The organism is Brevundimonas sp., assembly GCF_035626535.1.
In the GTDB taxonomy this organism is placed as follows: Bacteria; Pseudomonadota; Alphaproteobacteria; order Caulobacterales; family Caulobacteraceae; genus Brevundimonas.
Genome location: NZ_DASPNO010000045.1, coordinates 1 through 17,671 on the forward strand (window position 1 = coordinate 1; position 17,671 = coordinate 17,671).

16 protein-coding genes are annotated in these 17,671 nt (G+C 69.3%); 7 read left to right on the plus strand and 9 right to left on the minus strand.

Annotation, left to right across the window (positions count from 1 at the left end; translation table 11 throughout):
* Both VEC04_RS06575 and VEC04_RS06580 read right to left on the minus strand, forming a co-directional pair.
* Positions 1 to 231 (minus strand): hypothetical protein (locus tag VEC04_RS06575; RefSeq protein WP_324775066.1); only part of this gene is annotated, 231 nt, incomplete at its 3' end.
* Positions 232 to 290: 59 nt separating this feature from the next.
* Positions 291 to 566 carry a YdeI/OmpD-associated family protein gene (locus VEC04_RS06580; RefSeq protein WP_324775068.1) on the minus strand — a complete coding sequence of 92 codons (276 nt, stop codon included), beginning with the start codon at positions 564 to 566 and terminating at the stop codon, positions 291 to 293.
* A gap of 192 nt (positions 567 to 758) precedes the next feature.
* On the opposite strand from VEC04_RS06580, the gene VEC04_RS06585 reads away from it, so the two are divergent.
* The 3 genes from VEC04_RS06585 (at position 759) to VEC04_RS06595 (ending at position 6,313) form a co-directional block, all read left to right on the plus strand.
* The gene (locus VEC04_RS06585; protein ID WP_324775070.1) at positions 759 to 1,856 is read left to right on the plus strand and encodes a Glu/Leu/Phe/Val dehydrogenase; all 1,098 of its coding nucleotides are present in this window, start codon (positions 759 to 761) and stop codon (positions 1,854 to 1,856) included.
* Positions 1,857 to 2,426: 570 nt separating this feature from the next.
* The gene (gene cckA, locus VEC04_RS06590; protein WP_324775072.1) at positions 2,427 to 4,460 is read left to right on the plus strand and encodes a cell cycle histidine kinase CckA; all 2,034 of its coding nucleotides are present in this window, start codon (positions 2,427 to 2,429) and stop codon (positions 4,458 to 4,460) included.
* Positions 4,461 to 4,516: 56 nt separating this feature from the next.
* Positions 4,517 to 6,313 carry a DUF885 domain-containing protein gene (locus VEC04_RS06595; protein ID WP_324775074.1) on the plus strand — a complete coding sequence of 599 codons (1,797 nt, stop codon included), beginning with the start codon at positions 4,517 to 4,519 and terminating at the stop codon, positions 6,311 to 6,313.
* Positions 6,314 to 6,322: 9 nt separating this feature from the next.
* On the opposite strand, the gene VEC04_RS06600 is transcribed toward VEC04_RS06595, so the two are convergent.
* The 3 genes from VEC04_RS06600 to VEC04_RS06610 all read right to left on the minus strand — a co-directional run bounded on the left by VEC04_RS06600 (position 6,323) and on the right by VEC04_RS06610 (position 9,475).
* Positions 6,323 to 7,252, minus strand: a complete 930-nt coding sequence (locus VEC04_RS06600; RefSeq protein ID WP_324775076.1) for a LysR substrate-binding domain-containing protein — start codon at positions 7,250 to 7,252, stop codon at positions 6,323 to 6,325.
* 334 nt (positions 7,253 to 7,586) lie between these two features.
* The gene (locus tag VEC04_RS06605; protein ID WP_324775078.1) at positions 7,587 to 8,573 is read right to left on the minus strand and encodes an NAD(P)/FAD-dependent oxidoreductase; all 987 of its coding nucleotides are present in this window, start codon (positions 8,571 to 8,573) and stop codon (positions 7,587 to 7,589) included.
* Complete coding sequence (locus VEC04_RS06610) at positions 8,522 to 9,475, minus strand: DUF1176 domain-containing protein (RefSeq protein ID WP_324775080.1); 954 nt, start codon at positions 9,473 to 9,475, stop codon at positions 8,522 to 8,524. The genes VEC04_RS06605 and VEC04_RS06610 overlap by 52 nt, the downstream gene beginning before the upstream one ends.
* Positions 9,476 to 9,766: 291 nt before the next feature.
* Here VEC04_RS06610 and VEC04_RS06615 point away from each other — a divergent pair, with 291 nt between their 5' ends.
* From VEC04_RS06615 to VEC04_RS06625, 3 genes are all read left to right on the plus strand, one after another.
* The gene (locus VEC04_RS06615) at positions 9,767 to 10,984 is read left to right on the plus strand and encodes an NADP-dependent isocitrate dehydrogenase (protein ID WP_324775082.1); all 1,218 of its coding nucleotides are present in this window, start codon (positions 9,767 to 9,769) and stop codon (positions 10,982 to 10,984) included.
* Positions 10,985 to 11,187: 203 nt separating this feature from the next.
* Positions 11,188 to 11,772 (plus strand): DUF2939 domain-containing protein, encoded by a 585-nt coding sequence (locus tag VEC04_RS06620; protein WP_324775084.1) that lies wholly within the window; start codon positions 11,188 to 11,190, stop codon positions 11,770 to 11,772.
* Positions 11,773 to 11,834: 62 nt separating this feature from the next.
* The gene (locus VEC04_RS06625; protein ID WP_324775086.1) at positions 11,835 to 12,392 is read left to right on the plus strand and encodes a DUF2939 domain-containing protein; all 558 of its coding nucleotides are present in this window, start codon (positions 11,835 to 11,837) and stop codon (positions 12,390 to 12,392) included.
* On the opposite strand, the gene alaS is transcribed toward VEC04_RS06625, so the two are convergent.
* The 3 genes from alaS to VEC04_RS06640 all read right to left on the minus strand — a co-directional run bounded on the left by alaS (position 12,389) and on the right by VEC04_RS06640 (position 15,876).
* Entirely contained in the window at positions 12,389 to 15,049 is a 2,661-nt protein-coding gene (alaS, locus tag VEC04_RS06630; protein WP_324775088.1) for an alanine--tRNA ligase, read from the minus strand. The two genes, VEC04_RS06625 and alaS, sit on opposite strands and share 4 nt — an antisense overlap.
* Positions 15,050 to 15,137: 88 nt before the next feature.
* Positions 15,138 to 15,614, minus strand: a complete 477-nt coding sequence (locus tag VEC04_RS06635; protein WP_324775090.1) for a hypothetical protein — start codon at positions 15,612 to 15,614, stop codon at positions 15,138 to 15,140.
* A 58-nt stretch (positions 15,615 to 15,672) separates the two neighbouring features.
* A complete protein-coding gene (locus VEC04_RS06640; protein WP_324775092.1) occupies positions 15,673 to 15,876 on the minus strand; it encodes a hypothetical protein in 204 nt (67 codons plus the stop codon).
* Positions 15,877 to 16,105: 229 nt separating this feature from the next.
* On the opposite strand from VEC04_RS06640, the gene VEC04_RS06645 reads away from it, so the two are divergent.
* A complete protein-coding gene (locus tag VEC04_RS06645; protein WP_324775094.1) occupies positions 16,106 to 16,441 on the plus strand; it encodes a hypothetical protein in 336 nt (111 codons plus the stop codon).
* 194 nt (positions 16,442 to 16,635) lie between these two features.
* Here VEC04_RS06645 and recA read toward each other — a convergent pair.
* Positions 16,636 to 17,671: recombinase RecA (gene recA / locus VEC04_RS06650; RefSeq protein ID WP_324775096.1), on the minus strand; the 1,036-nt coding region annotated here is incomplete at its 5' end.

Genomic DNA, 17,671 nt, shown 5'->3' on the forward strand with positions numbered 1-17,671 from the left:
CGGGAATGGCTCCGTAAGTCGCTCTCCGGTCCATCGACGGCTCGGCAACATAAGTTCGATCCGGGAAAGGACTCGTCCCTCGGCGCAGGGGAGCAGCAACGTATTGTCGATGTTCAGTTCATGCGGATTGGTCGGCCAGCCCGAGTCGATAATCAGGAACGGGCGCGTTCGAGAGTGGTGCAGGTGTCCCGAGGGCGTTGGTGGACCGGAAGCTGCGCGGATCGAAGCCATGGCTGACGATACAGCGGTGGCGAAGGTCCGCAACGGGTCGATAGCGGCCCTTCGCCCCCTCAGCCCCGCACCCTTCCCGTCCTCTCCCGGTGCGGGCACCCCGGCCAGCAGCAGGGTCGGCGCTTGCCGTCCTTCAGGTCGGAGCGGGCCTGTTCCACGTGCTTCAGCCGTGTCTCCGGCCTCTTCACCGACTCGACCCAGCAGATCCATTCGTTGCGCGCCAGCGGGGTGATGTCCTCCCACGTCGCCAGCGCCGCCGGCTCGGCGATCAGCATCTCTTCGAGATCGGCGGGCAGGTCGTGCACCACGCCGCCGCTGACGGTCGTTCCGGTCATGGACGGCGGCTCCCTTCCGCCCGGCGAGGTTAGCGACCCTGCGCTCTCTTCCGCAATGGCCGGGGCTCTCGATCCTTGCCCCTGGACCTGGACCCTGGCCCCCGGCCCCACGCCCCAAACCGCCATGCTTGCGGTTCATCTCGCCCCGGCGTATCAGCCCCGCAACAAAAAATACCCCGGGAGACGCCTGTCATGGGTAAGACGCTGTTCGATTCCCCGTCCTTCGCGAACCACGAAGGCGTCCACGCCGTCTTTGATGAAAAGACCGGCCTGCGCGGCATTATCGCTGTTCACTCAACCGCGCGCGGCCCGGCCGTCGGCGGCACCCGGATGTGGAACTACGCCTCCAGCGCCGAGGCGCTTGAGGACGTTCTGCGTCTGTCGAAGGGCATGAGCTACAAGAACGCGGTCGCCGATCTCGAGATGGGCGGCGGCAAGTCGGTCATCATCGGCGACAGCCGCACTCAGAAGACCTCCGAGCTGTTCCAGGCCTTCGGCCGCGCCGTCGATACCCTCGGCGGCCGCTACTATGCGGCGGAGGACGTGGGCGTGTCGGTCGCCGACATCGCCGAGGCGCGCAAGGTCACCCCCTATGTGCTCGGCCTCAACGACGGCCCGGAAGCCTCGGGCGACCCGTCGCCGGTCACCGCCGAGGGCGTCTACCGCTCGACCCTGACCGTCGCCCGCCGCCTGTGGAAGCAGGACGACCTGACCGGCCTGACCGTGGCCCTGCAGGGCATCGGCCACGTCGGCGGCTACCTCGCCGACAAGCTGCACGCCGCCGGCGCGAAACTGGTCATGACCGACGTCAACACCGCCCTGCTGTCGGAAGTCGCCGCCCGCACCAACGCCGAGGTCGTGGCTCCCGACGCCATCTATGACGTCAAGGCGGACATCTACGCCCCGTGCGCGCTGGGCGCGACGCTGAACTCCGAGACCCTCGACCGCATCACGGCCAAGGCCGTCGTCGGCGCCGCCAACAATCAGCTGGCGACCCCGGAGATCGGCCGCGTCCTGTTCGAGCGCGGCGTGCTCTACGCCCCTGACTACGTCGTGAACGGCGGCGGCATCATTAATGTCGCCTCCGAGATGAAGGCCCGCCAGACCGGCGGCGCCTATGATCCGCAATGGGTCGAGGGCAAGCTGTCCCGCCTGATGGAGACGCTGGAGGAAATCCTCGAACGCTCCGCCGCGGAGAAGCGCCCGACCCACGAGATCGCCGACGCCATCGCCGAAGCCCGCATAAACGCCGCCCGCGACCAGAAGGCCGAACGGCTGAAGGCGGCCTGAGGCGCGCAGTCCGTCACCTCCCCATTCGCGAAGGCGAATGGGGAGGACAGATCGCGCAGCGATCAGGAGGGGGCGGCGCAAGCGGCGGGGGTCGAGCGCCAATCACCCTCGACCGCGCCGCCCCCACTTGGTCGCTGCTTCGCATCGACCTGTCCTCTCCATCGGCCTACGCCGATGGAGAGGTGAACGCGTCGCTGTGCCGGCAATCCGCGGAATTATAGTCCGATAGCGCGGAAAACCTTCCGCCTTTCCGGACACATCGCCTTTTCTCGAAGCGATCTTCCCGCCTGAGCAAACGGCGGGCGCATAATATCACCCGTGCTGTCGTCCCGGCAGGCGACGGTCTTTGACAACCGAATCCCCGCCGCACCGTCCGAGGCGCGCCGATGTAGACTCTGCCGACTCTGCCACTGCGAATTTCTGCTGACCCGGCGCCGACTCTGCCGACTCTGCCACACCGTTTTTCCGGATTTCACCCGGGTAAAACCCGACGCCCGCCACCGGATTCGCCCCCGGACCGCATACGGACCATCATCGCCGGAAACGCCCCATGATTCGGGCCGAGGCGACATGACCGCAACCACCCGCAAGGGCTTCGATCCGCTGCTCATCGTCATGGCCGTCGGCTTCGTCGTGGCCGTCGGGGCGCTGGCCTATCCGGCCTTCCGGTCCGATCCCATGACCGCGCCCGGGCTGATGCTGATCTTCACCGCCGGCGCCGTGGCCCTGATCGGCCTGTTCGCCTTCGCCCGCGGCGAGACCCGCAAGCCGCTGGGCGACACCACCATCGACCTGCTCGACGCCATGGCCGAGCCCGCCGCCCTCGTCTGGGCCTCGGGACAGGTGCTGGCCTTCAACGCCGCATGGGCCGAGAGCAACGGTGCCGTCACCAGCCTGCCCAAGGGCCGTTCGGCGTCCGCCCTCTACATGGCCTTCGCCCAGGCCCGCGCCGGCGAGCAGGGCCGCGCGATCGTGGTCATCGGCGACCGTGAGCAGGAGGTGCTGATCGGCCAGGCCGGGGAGGGCCGTTTCCTCGTCCGCGCCGCGCCCGACGCCGCCCTGCCGGTCATGACCAGCGGCGCGCCCGCGCCCAGCTCCAGCGCCGCCGAGAGCCGGGCCATGGCCGCCGGCGCTCCGTTCGGTTCCGCCGTGATCGCCGCCGAGGACCTGTTCGGCGGCAAGGTCGAGGAAGCCAACGCCGCCCTCGCCGTCCTGACCGGCCCCGCCGCCGCCCGCGACGCCGCCTTCGGCCACCTGTTCGATCCCGCCGGCGTCGCCGAGGCCCGCGCCAAGCTGGCCGCCGGCTCCTCCGGCCCGATCGAGCTCGTCGCCCGCGCCTTCCCCGACAAGATGCTGCACCTCTACGTCGCCCCCGAAGGCGACAGGCGCCGCATCTGGCTGTTCGACGTTTCGGCCCAGAAGTCGATGGAGCTGCAGCTCTCGCAGGCCCAGAAGATGCAGGCCGTGGGTCAGCTGGCCGGCGGCGTGGCCCACGACTTCAACAACCTGCTCACCGCCATCCAGCTTCAGCTCTCCGGCCTGCTGGAGCGCCACCCCGTCGGCGACCCGTCCTACGACGGCCTCAACGAGATCCGCCAGACCGCCATCCGCGCCGCCGACCTCGTGCGCAAGCTGCTGGCCTTCTCGCGCAAGTCGACCGTCCGCCGCGAGCGCCTCGACCTCGGCGAACTGGTCGGCGAGTTCGCGGTGCTGCTGCGCCGCCTGCTGCGCGAGGACGTCCGCCTCGAGACCGACTACGGCCGCGACCTGCCGGTGGTGCTGGCCGACAAGAGCCAGCTCGAGACGGCGGTGATGAACCTCGCCGTCAACGCCCGCGACGCCATGCGCGGCGTGGTCGAGCCGGGGGCCGGCGTGGTCACCATCCGCACCGCCCGGCTGACCGCCGACGAGGCCCGCGCCCTGGGCTGGACCCATCCGTCCACCACCGCCGTCGCCCTGATCGAGGTCAGCGACACCGGCCCCGGCGTGCCGCCCGACATCCTCGGCAAGATCTTCGAGCCCTTCTTCACCACCAAGGCGGTGAACGAGGGCACCGGCATGGGTCTGGCCACCGTCTACGGCATCGTCGAACAGGCCGGCGGCCACATCAACGTCACCAACATCGAGGGCGCCGGCGCGGCCTTCCGCATCTTCCTGCCCGAGGCCGCCGAGGCCGAACTGGCCGAGACGCCCGTGATCGAGAAGGTCGCCAAGGCCCCGCGCGACCTCTCAGGCGCCGGCCGCATCCTGTTCGTCGAGGACGAGGCCGCCGTGCGCGGCATCGCCGCCCGCCTGCTGCGCCAGCGCGGCTATGAGGTGATCGAGGCCGCCGACGGCGAGGAGGCTCTCGAACTGGCCGAACAGCACGCCGGCACCATCGACATGATGATCTCCGACGTCATCATGCCCGGCCTCGACGGCCCGTCCTTGCTCAAGAAGGCCCGCCCCTTCCTCGGCGACGCTCCGGTGATGTTCATCTCCGGCTATGCGGAGAGCGACTTCTCCGACCTGCTGCAGGACGAGGTCGGCGTCTCCTTCCTGCCCAAGCCGCTCGACATCAAGACCCTCGCCGAACGGGTCAAGCAGGAGCTCCGCGCGGCCTGACTTGTCGAAGCGGCGCCGTTCGGCCCAAGGTGCCCGCCTGACCGGAGACCGCCGCCATGATCGACCGCCGCCGCCTGCTCCAGACCGCCGCCGCCGGCGCCGGCCTCGCCCTCGCCGGGCCCGCCTTCGCCCGCAGCGAGGCCGACGACCGCCTCGACGCCATGCTGTCGCGCTGGTTCGACGAGGACGTCGACCGCTCCCCCGAAACCGCCACCAACCTCGGCCTGGACAAGGGCTCCCGGGCCCACCTCTCGTCGAAGCTGTCCGACCGCAGCGAGCCGGCCTGGATGCTCGACCGCACCACCGCCAACGCCCGCCTGCAGGCCCTCGCCGACTTCGACCAGACGGGCCTGACCCGGCCTGGCTCCATCAACCTCGCCGTCGCCGCCTTCCGCGCCCAGACCGCCTCGACGGGCGCCTCGTTCGACTACGGCTCGGCCATCGAGGGCGGGCGCATGGGGCCCTACCTCGTCAACCAGATGACCGGGTCCTACTTCACCGTCCCCGACTTCATGGACACCCAGCACCGCGTTGAGGATCGCGACGGCGCAGAGGCCTTCCTCGGCCGCCTCTCCGCCTTCGGCCCCAACCTCGAGGCCGAGACCGCCCGCATCGCGCGCGACGCCCGCAAGGGCGTGGTCCCGCCGGACTTCATCATCGACCTGACGCTCGGGCAGCTGAAGGCGCTGCGCGGCCAGCCCTCTCCCGACATGGCGATGATCCGTACGCTTGAGCGCAAGGCTACGGCGCTCGGTCTGACCGGATACGGCGATCGCGGCGGGGCCATCGTCGACGCCGAGGTGAAGCCGGCGCTCGACCGCCAGATCGCCGCCTTCGAACGCCTGCGCCCGGGCGCCGTCCACGACGCCGGAGTCTGGCGCCTGCCCGACGGAGAGCGCTTCTACGCCCACGGACTGAAATACTGGACAACCACCGACATGACGCCGGACGAGGTCCACGCTGTCGGCCTCGAGCAGGTGGCGAGCATCAGCGCCGAAATCGACACGATCCTGAAGGCGCAGGGCATGACCGAGGGCACAGTCGGTCAACGCATCGACGCCCTCAACAAGGATCCCGCCCAGCTCTGGCCCAACACCGACGAGGGCAAGGCCGCGCTGATCGAAAGCCTCAACCGGCAGGTCGCCGCGCTCGACCCGCTGCTGCCGCGCCTGTTCGGGCGCCTGCCGCGCACCAGTGTCGAGGTGCGCCGCGTGCCGCCGGCGATCGAGGCGGGCGCGCCAGGCGGCTACTACCAGGGACCGCCGCTCGACGGCTCACGGCCGGGCGCCTACTACATCAATCTGCGGGACACGGCGAACTGGCCGAAATTCTCCCTGCCGACCCTGACCTATCACGAGGCCTCTCCCGGCCATCACCTGCAGGTCGCCCTGCAGCGCGAGACCGAGAGCCTCCCCGCCTGGCGTCGCGCCAACGGCTTCTCCGCCTACAGCGAGGGGTGGGCCCTCTATGCCGAGGCGGTCGCCGCCGACGACCTGAACGTCTACGCCGACGATCCGCTGGGTCGCGTCGGCTTCCTGATGTCCTACCTGTTCCGGGCGGTGCGGCTGGTCGTCGACACCGGTCTGCACCACAAGCGCTGGAGCCGTGAGCAGGCAGTCGACTACATGGTCGCCTCGGGGGCCAAGCCGGTCGGCGCCGCCAACAGCGAGATCAACCGCTACTGCGCCATGCCAGGCCAGGCTTGCGCCTACAAGATCGGCCACACCGTCATCGCCCGCCTGCGGGCCGAGGCGGAGGCGAAGCCGGGCTTCAACCTGCGGCGCTTCCACGACGCTGTGCTGGTCAACGGCTCGACGCCGCTGTCGGTGCTGGAGAACCTGATGCGCTCGTAAGGAGACCGGTCAACCCGGCTCAACCGCCTCGCGGGCGGCGCGCACGCTGGGATCGGCCGCGGCGGCGGCGAGGATCCAGTCGCGGAAGCGGGCGATCTTGGGCGACCGGCGACGGCCTTCCGGCCAGACCAGCCAATAGGCGTAGCCAGGGATCAGCTTGACCGAGAGGGGAACCGGCTGGACCAGAAGTCCCGCCGCCAGCTCCCGCGCGAACAGGATCGGCGAGGCCAACGCCACGCCCTGGTCGCCGAGCGCCGACGCCACCTCCAGCGCCTGATAGTCGGCGCGCAGCCGGGACGGCGTCTGTCCGTCGGCCGCGACCCCGGCGGCGGCGAACCAGACCGCCCACTCCTTCTCCAGGCCGATTCGCGGCGCCTTGAGCAAGTCCTCGGCGGTCCGGAGGTTCAGCCTGTCGCGTAGCCGCGGGCTGCAGACCGGCGTGAACACGCTCGGCATGACCTCGACGCTCTCGACCCCCGGCCAGTCGCCTGTACCCGAGCGGATGCCGACGTCGAAGCCTTCCCGGGACAGGTCGATCAGGTGCGCCGCCGTGTCGAGCCGCACCGCCAGCTCGGGATGCGCCAGCTGGAACTCGCCCAGCCGCGGCGCCAGCCACTGCGTCGCCAGCGTCGCCAGGGTGGTGATCGACAGGATCGCCTGATCCGCCTCGGTCAGGTCCGACAGCGCCCGCCGCAGCAGGCTCATGGCTTCGGTGGCGGCGCGCGACAGCCGCTCCCCGGACTCGGTCGGAACGACCTCGCGCGGCAGCCGGCGGAACAGGCTTTGTCCCAGCCGGCCCTCCAGCGCCTTGATCTGCCAGCTGACCGCGGCCTGGGTCATGCCCAGTTCCTCGGCGGCCCGGGTGAAGCTGTTCAGGCGGGCGGCGGCCTCGAACACGCGGATGGAGGCAAGGGGAATGCCGGCAAGGGGATCGGCCATAAGTGTGCCTTATGCTGCGTCCGGTCAATCTGGTTTGCGACGCTGTCCTGTCAAGCTCATTCTGATCCTGCCCTCACAGAAGGATCGTCAGGAGGTCGACATGGAAGAGATTCACCACACGCATAAGGAACCTACATGGGGTTGGGCCTCCGTGCTCAACGACTGGCGACGCAGCCGCACGCGGGCCCGCATCCGCAAGCCGCAGCGGATCGTGACGCCCTGGAGCCGGTGATCGGTCCCCGAGCGGTCACGGCGGAGGAGCCCAATCTCCGCATGCTGTCGCGATCGCACCCCGTAAGGCGTTCGGCCCGGACCCGGAAGGAGCCTCCTGCTCTTACGGTTCCGGGTCGTTTGCGTTGGCGGGATCGACTGTCCAGCCGTCCGCCTCGCGCAAGTCGTTGTGAATGGCGGTAGCGGCTATTGCGGCCTCGGCGCCCGCCACGGCGATCTGGTTCAGCCCGCGCACCACGTCCCCGGCCGCGAAGAGACCGGTCACGCTGGTCGCCTGGTGAGCGTCGACGATCATGCAGCCATCTTCGCCGACGGCCGCCCCGAGCGCCTGCGCCAGTTCCGCGTTCGGCGACGTTCCCAGCGCAGAATAGACGAGATCGAAGACCCGGAACGCGCCGCCCCAGCTCAGCGCCGTCACCCGGTCGCCCTCCAGCCGCACATTGTCGATCGGCGCCCGGATAAGCTCGACACCCATCCGGCGCAGTTCATCCTCTTCGGTCAGGGCTTCGGCGGCGCCGACATGGATCAGCGTCACCTGTCCGGAATAGGTGCGCAGGAAGGCCGCCTCGCGCACGCCCCGGTCATCCTTGCCGATGATGGCGACGGCCTTGTCGATGGCCTCGTAGCCGTCGCAGATGGGGCAGATGCGAACCAGACCCCGCTCGATGCCCCGCTCCACGCCGGGCAGATCGGGGTGGTGGTCGGTGACGCCGGTGGCCAGAAGCACCGCCCGGGCGCTCACCACGCGCCCGTTCAGGCGAGCCTTGAAGCCTTCGCCCTCCCGCTCAAGGGTCTCGACCCGGCCGGGCTCGATCACCGCGTCGAACTCCAGCGCCTGTTCGGTCATCCGCCGGATGATGGCGTCGCCGGTGATCCCCTGCGGAAAACCGGGCAGGTTGTGGCTGACCGGAATCCAGCTGGCCCGCGGCGCGCCGCCATCGGCGACCATCACCCGCCGCCGGAAGCGCGCCAGATAGGTGGCGGCGGTCAGCCCGGCCGGGCCGGCGCCGATGATCAGGACCTCCGGGCCGGCCTGGCTCAACGCGTCCGCCACGTGGTCGGCCAGTAGTCCGGCGGGATGCCCCAGCATTCCTGCATGTCCGACTCCTGGGTCAGAACAAACTCGCGGCCGGTCCAGGTCCAGGTCGAGGCGGTCCCGCAGTCGCCGACGCCCCGTCCCTTGGCGAAGGCCGTGATGGTCCGGGTCTCCGGCGAATAGCCGCCGTTGATCGTTCCGGCGCCGGCCTCGCCGGAGCTTGAGGTCAGCCGCGCCGGTCGGGGATCGCCGCCGCCGGGGCCTGTGACATACCAGTCATGGCCGACGTTGTAGGCCCCGGCGAAGCAGGGGACCGCCCAGAGTGCGGTGGAGGCATCCAGTCTCGCCGACATCAATTCCTTGCCCACCCAGTGCTCCGTGGTTTCGGCCCGGCACTCCGCCACCGCCGGTACGGCTACCAACGCGGCCGGCAGCACCTGGTTCTGCTCGCCGAAGCCCGCTTGGGACACAGCCGGCGCCGGGCTGACGACGGGCAGGGGCGGTGCGGCCCGAACCGCCGACGCCGGCCGGGATCCGGCGCGGCGCAGAGCCGTCACCGTGTTCACCCGGCCCTGCCGCTCGTCGATCCAGAGCAGGGCGGCCGCGGCGCCGGACAGGGAAATCTCGTGGTCCGCGCCAATCCGGGCCGTGCTTCCGCCGGCCAGCGCGCGCACTACCTCCAGAGCCCGCTCGGCCGGGACCTCGGCGGCGACCGGCTCGTTGGCGGCGAGCGTCATCGGATAGTCGGTGCCGTCGATGGTCAGGGCGAAGGAGCGCGTCGCCTCCGCTCCATCCGGCCAGTATCCCGCGGCGACCTCGGGCCGGGCCTCCGGCCCCGGGTCGATGGCGACGCGCACCCAGCCATATCCCTCGCGTCCCGGGCCATAGGCGAAACAGGCGTTGCCGTTGTCGCAGATGGCGATCCAGTCGCGGAAGGCCCGGGAATCGGAGGCCATGGCTGCGGAGGTGGCGGCCTGAGGGCTGGAGCCGGCCGCGGCCGCCTCACTCGGCGCGGCCTCGCCCCCCGAGGCGTCTGCGGGTCCGCAGGCAGTGAAGATCGTCAGTGAGCCCGCGCAGAGGGCGGTCAGTCGCCAATGGTGCATGCCTGTTCCCCCCGTGTGTGTTGCTGTCCTCGAACGACGATACACCCCCGGTCCCGACGAGTCGCCGCCGCCCTTTGCGCCCGCGCGCCGCCGCCGCTATACCGCCCGCCTCACTCCCCACTCCAATCAGAGGCGCGAACCCGCATGACCAGGATCAAGGTCGCCAACCCCATCGTGGACATCGACGGCGACGAGATGACCCGGATCATCTGGCAGATGATCAAGGACAAGCTGGTCTTCCCCTTCCTGGACCTCGAGCTGGACTACTACGACCTTGGCATGGAGAACCGCGACGCCACCGACGACCAGGTGACGATCGACGCCGCGAAGGCGATCCAGAAGCACGGCGTCGGCGTGAAGTGCGCCACCATCACGCCGGACGAGGCGCGGGTGAAGGAGTTCGGCCTCAAGAAGATGTGGAAGTCGCCCAACGGCACCATCCGCAACATCCTCGGCGGCGTGGTCTTCCGCGAGCCGATCATCTGCTCGAACGTGCCGCGGCTCGTGCCCGGCTGGACCCAGCCGATCGTCGTCGGCCGCCACGCCTTCGGCGACCAGTACAAGGCGACGGACTTCCTCGTTCCCGGCCCCGGCAAGTTGACGATCAAATTCGAGGGCGAAGACGGCCAGGTCATCGAGCACGAGGTGTTCGACTTCCCGTCGGCCGGTGTGGCCATGGGCATGTACAACCTCGACGACTCGATCACCGAGTTCGCCCGCGCCAGTTTCGCCTTCGGTCTGCAGCGCAATTTCCCGGTCTATCTGTCGACCAAGAACACCATCCTCAAGGCCTACGACGGGCGCTTCAAGGACATCTTCCAGAAGGTGTTCGACGAGGAGTTCGCGGCCGAGTTCAGGGAAAAGGGCCTGACCTACGAGCACCGTCTGATCGACGACATGGTGGCCGCGGCCATCAAATGGTCGGGCGGCTTCGTCTGGGCGTGCAAGAACTACGACGGCGACGTGCAGTCCGACGTGGTGGCGCAGGGCTTCGGCTCGCTGGGCCTGATGACCTCGGTGCTGATGACGCCGGACGGCAAGGTGCTGGAGTCGGAAGCGGCTCACGGCACCGTCACCCGCCACTACCGCCAGCACCAGAAGGGCGAGGCGACCTCGACCAATTCGATCGCTTCGATCTTCGCCTGGACCCGCGGCTTTTCGCACCGGGCCAAGCTGGACGGCAACGCCGAACTGGCGGCCTTCGCCGAGACCCTGGAACGCGTCGTGGTCGAAACCGTCGAGGCCGGCCACATGACCAAGGACCTGGCGCTCCTCGTCGGCGATCAGCAGGGCTGGCTGACCACTGAGGGCTTCCTCGACAAGGTCGCCGAGAACCTGACCAGGGCGATGGCTGCTTCGTAGAGGGGCGCTAACGCTCGCCGCGCGGCGGCCCGCTGCTTGAGCGCCGGGCGTGCGGGAAGCGCCAGGCCGCGTCGGGTCGGGAGGTCCCGCAGGGCCAACGACCGCGGCCAACCAGAAAGCCCCGCCGGATTCGCTCCGGCGGGGCTTTCGTTTGAGCCGGACCAGCGTTCGTGCATTGATGTCGCGAACGCGTGGAGAACCCGTTGAAGAACCTGTTCGGCAATCTGCTGCTGCTGGCCGTCATCGCGGCGGTGGTCAGCTTTTTCGCCGCGCCGGCGGTAGCTTTCTTCGGCATCCGTTCGGCGGCGGACGCCAACGACGTGGCTGGCCTGTCGCGGCTGATAGACTTTAGCGCCGTGCGCCAGTCCCTGTGGCCCCAGCTGTCCGGGAACCCGGCCGCCATGGCCCCGGCGCCGACCTTCCTCGAGGATCCGATCGGCGCCGTCCGCCGCCGGTTCGAGCCCACCGACGCGGCGGCGGCGGCTGACGCCGACGCCTATCTGACGCCGGCGGCGCTGGCCGGCCTGACCCGGGGCGACGGTCGCTATGCCTCGCAGCGGTCCGCCCGCCCCGACGGCGGTTCCGCCCGCAGTCCGCTGCCGGCCCCGGTGTTCTGGGGCGTCAACAGGGCCCGCATGGCCATCACCGACGAGGGCGGCTCGCGCACCATCTTCACCTTCGAGCGCAAGGGACCGTTCGAGTGGAGGCTGGTCCACATCGGCCTGCCCGAAGGAGCCGCGCCCGCCGTCCCGGCCCCCGCGGCGCCGGCGCCGGTGGCCCGACCCTAGGCAGCCCGCTCGACTCGCGGCAACCGTAGCCGTGGGGAGGCGTTCCGACGCCAGAGGGTCACATGGTCAAGAAACTCGCCGCCGGTCTCGTGATCGCGGCCGTCGCCGTATTCGTCATCGCCTGGGCCGCCGCCCCGGTGCTCGCCGCCCAGGCGCTGATCCGCGCCGCCAAGGCCGGCGACGCGGACCGCATCGAGGAGCTGGTCGACTTCCCGGCGCTGCGTCAGAGCCTCAAGGACGAGCTGACCGCGGAGCTCGCCGCCCATATGCGCCGCGACCCGCGCATGGAGAGCAATCTCGGGGGACTCGGCCTGATCCTGGCGCCCATGCTGCTGTCGGGGGCCGTCGACGCCGTCGTCACGCCCGAGGTGGTGGCGCGTATGGTCACCACCGCGGAGGCGCCCGATCCGACCGTGCGTGATCAGCCGGAACCCACCGACGCCGTCGATGACGGGAAGGACATCCATCAGGCTTGGGGCTACCGCGATCTCAACGCCTTCGCCGTCACCCTGACCGACCGCGATCACCCCGACCAGCGGCTGGCGCTGATCATGGAACGGCGCGGTCTGTTCACGTGGATGCTGGCCGCCGTTGACATCCAGAATGACGCAAGAGGTTAGCCGGCCAGCGCCGCCCGCACTGCTGCGAGGCCTTCTTCGGCCTTCGATCCGTCGGGCGCGCCGCCTTGGGCGAAGTCGGGCTTGCCGCCTGCGCCCTGACCGCCCATCGCCAACACCGCCGCACGCGCCAACTCGGCGGCATTGACCTTGCCGGTCATGTCGGAGGTGACGGCGACCGTGACGGCCGCCTTGCCATCGGTGACTCCGATCAGGGAGACCACGCCGGATCCGACCTGCTTGCGGAAGTCCTCGGCCACGCCACGCAGACCCTTGCCGTCGACGCCGTCGAGAATGCGAGCGATCAGCTTGACGCCGTTGACCTCTTCGGGCGCGGCGCTCGCGCCCGAACCGCCGCCCAGCGCCAGCTGCTTCTTCAGGTCGGCGACCTGCTTCTCCAGAGTCCGGACCGAGCCCGACAGCGCCTCGACCCGCGCCGGCACGTCGGCGGGCTGGACCTTGAACGACTGGGCCAGCTTCTTCGCCACCGCGGCCTGGGCTAGAAGGTATTGTCGCGCCGCCTCGCCGGTCAGGGCCTCGATGCGTCGCACGCCGGCAGCGATGCCGCTTTCAGACACGATCTTGAACAGGGCGATGTCGCCGGTGCGGGCCACGTGCGTACCGCCGCACAGTTCGACGGAGTAGGGGCCGTCGCCCGTCAGCGCACGGCCCAGCGTCAGCACGCGGACCTCGTCGCCGTACTTCTCGCCGAACAGGGCCACGGCGCCGGCGTCGATCGCCGCCTGCGGGGCCATCATCCTGGTCTCGGCGGGGATGTTCTGGCGGATGACGGCGTTCACCTCGTCCTCCATCCGCGCCAGTTCGTCCTCGGTGACCGGGGCGTTGTGGCTGAAGTCGAAGCGCAGGCGTTCGGCGTCGACGAACTGGCCCTTTTGCGCCACGTGACCGCCGAGCACGTTGGCCAGCGCCTTGTGCAACAGGTGCGCGGCCGAGTGGTTGGCGCGGGTGGTCTGGCGGGCGTCGGCGTCCACGCGCAGGTGCACCCGCGCGCCGATGGCGAGCGTGCCCGAGTTGATCTCGATGCGGTGGGCGAACAGGTCGCCGGCATGCTTCTGCACATCCAGCACCGTGCCAGAGCCCTGTTGGCCGGTGGCGTCAGTCCATTCGATCTCGCCCTTGTCGCCGGCCTGGCCCCCTCCCTCGCCGTAGAACGGGGTCTGGTCGAACAGCACCTCGGCCGTCTCGCCGGCGCCCAGTTCGTCGACAGAGACGCCGTCGCGCACCATGGCCAGCACCTCGCCCGTATCCTCGACGGCGTCATAGCCCGTGAAGACGGTCGGGCCGAGCCGGTCGCGGAGGCCCAGCCATTCTCCGGCCGAGGCGGTCTGGCCCGAACCGGTCCAGTGCTCGCGCGAGCGGTTGCGCTGCTCGGTCATCGCCGCCTCGAACCCTTCGGTGTCGACGGTGAAGCCGCGGCGGCGCGCCTCGTCCTGGGTCAGGTCGAGCGGGAAGCCGTAGGTGTCGTAGAGGGTGAAGGCGGTCCGGCCCGGCAGTACACCGCCCTCGCCCAAGTCGCGCGACGCGTCCTCCAGCAGGCCCATGCCGCGGCCGAGGGTGGTGCGGAAGCGGATCTCCTCCTGCTTCAGGGTGTCCTCGATGAAGGCCTGGGCGCGGCGCAGCTCGGGATAGGCCTCGCCCATCTCCTGCACGAGGGTCGGCACCAGGCGGTGCATCAGCGGGTCGGACGCGCCCAGCAAGTGGGCGTGGCGCATGGCCCGGCGCATGATCCGGCGCAGCACATAGCCGCGGCCCTCGTTCGAGGGCGTGACGCCGTCGGCGATCAGGAAGGCTGACGAGCGCAGGTGGTCGGCGATGACCCGGTGGCTCGGGGCGCGGTCGCCCTCCGCCCTCGTCGAGGTGGCGTCTTCGGAGGCGGCGATCAGAGTCAGGAACAGGTCGGTGTCGAACACCGAGTTCTTGCCCTGCAGCACCGAGGTCATGCGCTCGAGACCCATGCCGGTGTCGACCGAGGGCTTGGGAAGGGAGCGAACGATCTCATCGTTCTCCTTTTCGAACTGCATGAAAACGTTGTTCCAGATCTCCACGAACCGGTCGCCGTCCTCGTTGGGCGAACCGGGAGGGCCGCCGGGGACGTGCTCGCCGTAGTCCCAGAAAATCTCGGTGCAGGGACCGCAGGGGCCGCTGTCGCCCATCGCCCAGAAATTGTCGGAGCCGGCGATGCGGATGATTTTGCTGTCGGGGAAGCCGGTGACCTTCTTCCAGATGTCGAAGGCCTCGTCGTCGTCGATGTAGACGGTGACCAGCAGGCGGTCCGGATCGAGGCCAAAGTCCTTGGTGACAAGCTTCCAGGCGCGATCGATCGCGTGTTCCTTGAAGTAATCGCCGAAGGAGAAATTCCCCAGCATCTCGAAGAAGGTCAGGTGCCGGGCCGTGTAGCCGACGTTGTCCAGATCGTTGTGCTTGCCGCCGGCCCGGACGCATTTCTGCGAGCTGGTGGCGCGGGGGTACGGCGGCGTCGAGGCGCCGGTGAAATAGTCCTTGAACGGCACCATGCCCGCGTTGACGAACAACAGCGTCGGGTCGTTCTGCGGCACCAGAGGAGCCGAATGGACCTTCTCGTGGCCGTCGGCCGCGAAATAGTCGAGAAAGGTCGAGCGGATCTGTTTCAGGCTGGCCATGGCGCGCGCGGTCAATCGGGGAGGCAAAAAGGAACGCGCGTCATATAGGGCTTTCAGCGCGAAAGCATCACCTACCCGTGATCGGCGGTCAGGCGCCCGGAGAGGCGCCCAGCACGCGACGGGCGATCCACGCGATCGGGAGGCCGACGAACAGGATGTGGATCACGATCGGCTTCATCGCCGCCACAAGGCTGTCGGGAGGCGACAGCGTCGAGGCCGACAGCGGCACGACCACGAAGGCCATCGCCAGCCAGACCGCAATCCCGTAGGCGACGCCGACCGGGAACCACAGCCGGCGGAGGACCGGAATCCGCGCCGCCGCAACCACGAATACCGCGGCGATCCCGAGCATCACGGCGAAATGCGAAGCCAGGCCTAGCCAGGCCGTAGACCATCCGCCCTGATAGGCGGCCGCGCCCAGCCAGCCGCCGGCCACGGACTGCAGCACGACCCGGGCCGGGACCTGGGAGTTCGTGAGGATGGCCGCGCCGATGTCGAGCGTGCCCGCCGCCAGCGTCGCCAGCAGGATCGCCCGTCCGATCGCGCCCCAGCCTGATCCGGTCATCATCGTGTCTCCCCGAGCGGTGAAGCTTAGGAGCGGGCGCGCGCGATGGCCAGAGGCGTCAGTTCGGGGCGACGACCTCGTCGGCGGCGGCCTCGTCCTCGGACAACAGGTCGTCCAGCGCATCGATGATGGCGTCGATCTGGGCCGGGGTGGCGGTGACGGCCATGGCGGCGCCGCCGTCACCCTCGATCTCGAGCAGATAGCCGTCGGGGGTCTCGGACAAGGTGAACTGGCTGAGGGACTGGACCTGGTTGTCTGCCATGGCGGGCTCCGGTTTTGACGAACCCGACAACCGCGGTCGCGGTGGAAAGGTCCCGCCTGATGCGAAAAAGCGCGACGATCAGGCGGCGGTCCGCTGCCTGAGGCCCGAAATCGCGGCGTCTGGCGAGGCAGGCGCGCGACCCACAGCACAGCTATGTGATTTGCAACCAGTGGTCACTTCCACTGTAGCTATGATTGCACAATGACGTGTTTTCGCGTTGGAGGATGCGATGAGGCTGAGAAACCTGGGCCTGGGCGCCCTGGCCGCCACCATGGCGACTGTCGGCATGGGCGTGGCCACCGCCACGGCTCACGTGGAGTACACGTGGGTTCAGTGGGACCAGAAATATTACGGGATCGCCTACGAGTACACCTACTACGCCGATGCCGCGAAGACCCAGTTCCTGGATACGGTCTACGACAGCTGCACCGATGGCGACGGCCAGACCTACGCCGGCCACGCGGTGCATCCCAACATCCCCACCCAGTACTACGATGAGGCCAGCATCCACCACTGCGGGGGCATGGGGCCAGAACTGTTGCCGGACTTCACCTACGGTTCCTGACCGCCGGACACGGCTATCTTCGCCGGAAACGAAAAAAGGCCGCCCGATCCGGGTGGGGATCGAGCGGCCGCTCCGTCCGGCCCGGCCCGGCGGGGTCGGTGGCGGGTCGGCGGACCCGGCCGGAGAAGTTTTGGGAGGAGCCGACTCTCCCGATCTAAAAACAGGCTCGGCAGAGTCGGCGGAGTCGATTGACCTCAGCCCTCGAGGTCCTGGCCCTCGTCGGGTTCCGGCGTGCCGAGCAGCTCCTCGGCGATCTTGCTGGTCGAGGCGCGCACGGCTTTCTCGATTGCGTCGGCGATGTCCGGATTGGCCTTGAGGAAGGCGCGCACGTTCTCTCGGCCCTGGCCGATGCGCTGGCTGTCGTAGGAGAACCAGCTGCCCGACTTCTCGATCACGCCGGCCTTGACGCCGAGGTCGATGATCTCGCCCAGCTTGGAGATGCCCTCGCCGTACATGATGTCGAAGATGACCTCGCGGAACGGCGGCGCGACCTTGTTCTTGACCACCTTCACCCGGGTGGTGTTGCCGACCACCTCGTCGCGGTCCTTGATCGCGCCGGTGCGGCGGATGTCCAGGCGGACCGAGGCGTAGAATTTCAGCGCATTGCCGCCCGTCGTCGTCTCCGGCGAGCCGTACATGACGCCGATCTTGTGACGGATCTGGTTGATGAACAGCACGATGCACTGCGACTTGTTGATCGAGGCGGTCAGCTTGCGCAGCGCCTGGCTCATCAGGCGGGCCTGAAGGCCGGGCAGGCTGTCGCCCATCTCGCCCTCGATCTCGGCCCGCGGCGTCAGGGCGGCGACCGAGTCGACCACCACGATGTCCACGGCGCCCGAGCGCACCAGGGTATCGACGATCTCGAGCGCCTGTTCGCCGGTGTCCGGCTGCGACACCAGCAGGTCGTCGAGATTGACGCCCAATTTCTGGGCGTAGCCCGGGTCGAGCGCGTGCTCGGCGTCGACGAAGGCGGCGGTGCCGCCCGACTTCTGGATCTCGGCCACGGTGTGCAGGGCCAGTGTGGTCTTGCCCGAGCTTTCCGGCCCGAACACCTCGATGACCCGGCCGCGCGGCAGGCCGCCGATGCCGAGCGCCATGTCGAGACCCAGCGAACCGGTCGACACCGAGGGGATCGCCTCGGCCACGCCGCCCTTGCCGAGCTTCATCACCGAGCCCTTGCCGAAGGCGCGGTCGATCTGCGCGATCGCCGCCTCCAGAGCCCGTTGCTTG

Excerpts from the sequence above, each read along its gene's own strand:
- VEC04_RS06610 (WP_324775080.1), bottom strand. The coding sequence starts at position 9,475 with ATGGCCTCCGATTCCCGGGCCTTCCGCGACTGGATCGCCATCTGCGAC.
- VEC04_RS06645 (WP_324775094.1), top strand. The coding sequence starts at position 16,106 with ATGAGGCTGAGAAACCTGGGCCTGGGCGCCCTGGCCGCCACCATGGCG.
- VEC04_RS06600 (WP_324775076.1), bottom strand. The coding sequence starts at position 7,252 with ATGGCCGATCCCCTTGCCGGCATTCCCCTTGCCTCCATCCGCGTGTTC.
- cckA (WP_324775072.1), top strand. The coding sequence starts at position 2,427 with ATGACCGCAACCACCCGCAAGGGCTTCGATCCGCTGCTCATCGTCATG.
- VEC04_RS06585 (WP_324775070.1), top strand. The coding sequence starts at position 759 with ATGGGTAAGACGCTGTTCGATTCCCCGTCCTTCGCGAACCACGAAGGC.
- VEC04_RS06635 (WP_324775090.1), bottom strand. The coding sequence starts at position 15,614 with ATGACCGGATCAGGCTGGGGCGCGATCGGACGGGCGATCCTGCTGGCG.
- VEC04_RS06625 (WP_324775086.1), top strand. The coding sequence starts at position 11,835 with ATGGTCAAGAAACTCGCCGCCGGTCTCGTGATCGCGGCCGTCGCCGTA.
- VEC04_RS06595 (WP_324775074.1), top strand. The coding sequence starts at position 4,517 with ATGATCGACCGCCGCCGCCTGCTCCAGACCGCCGCCGCCGGCGCCGGC.
- VEC04_RS06580 (WP_324775068.1), bottom strand. The coding sequence starts at position 566 with ATGACCGGAACGACCGTCAGCGGCGGCGTGGTGCACGACCTGCCCGCC.
- VEC04_RS06640 (WP_324775092.1), bottom strand. The coding sequence starts at position 15,876 with ATGGCAGACAACCAGGTCCAGTCCCTCAGCCAGTTCACCTTGTCCGAG.
- VEC04_RS06605 (WP_324775078.1), bottom strand. The coding sequence starts at position 8,573 with ATGCTGGGGCATCCCGCCGGACTACTGGCCGACCACGTGGCGGACGCG.
- VEC04_RS06615 (WP_324775082.1), top strand. The coding sequence starts at position 9,767 with ATGACCAGGATCAAGGTCGCCAACCCCATCGTGGACATCGACGGCGAC.
- alaS (WP_324775088.1), bottom strand. The coding sequence starts at position 15,049 with ATGGCCAGCCTGAAACAGATCCGCTCGACCTTTCTCGACTATTTCGCG.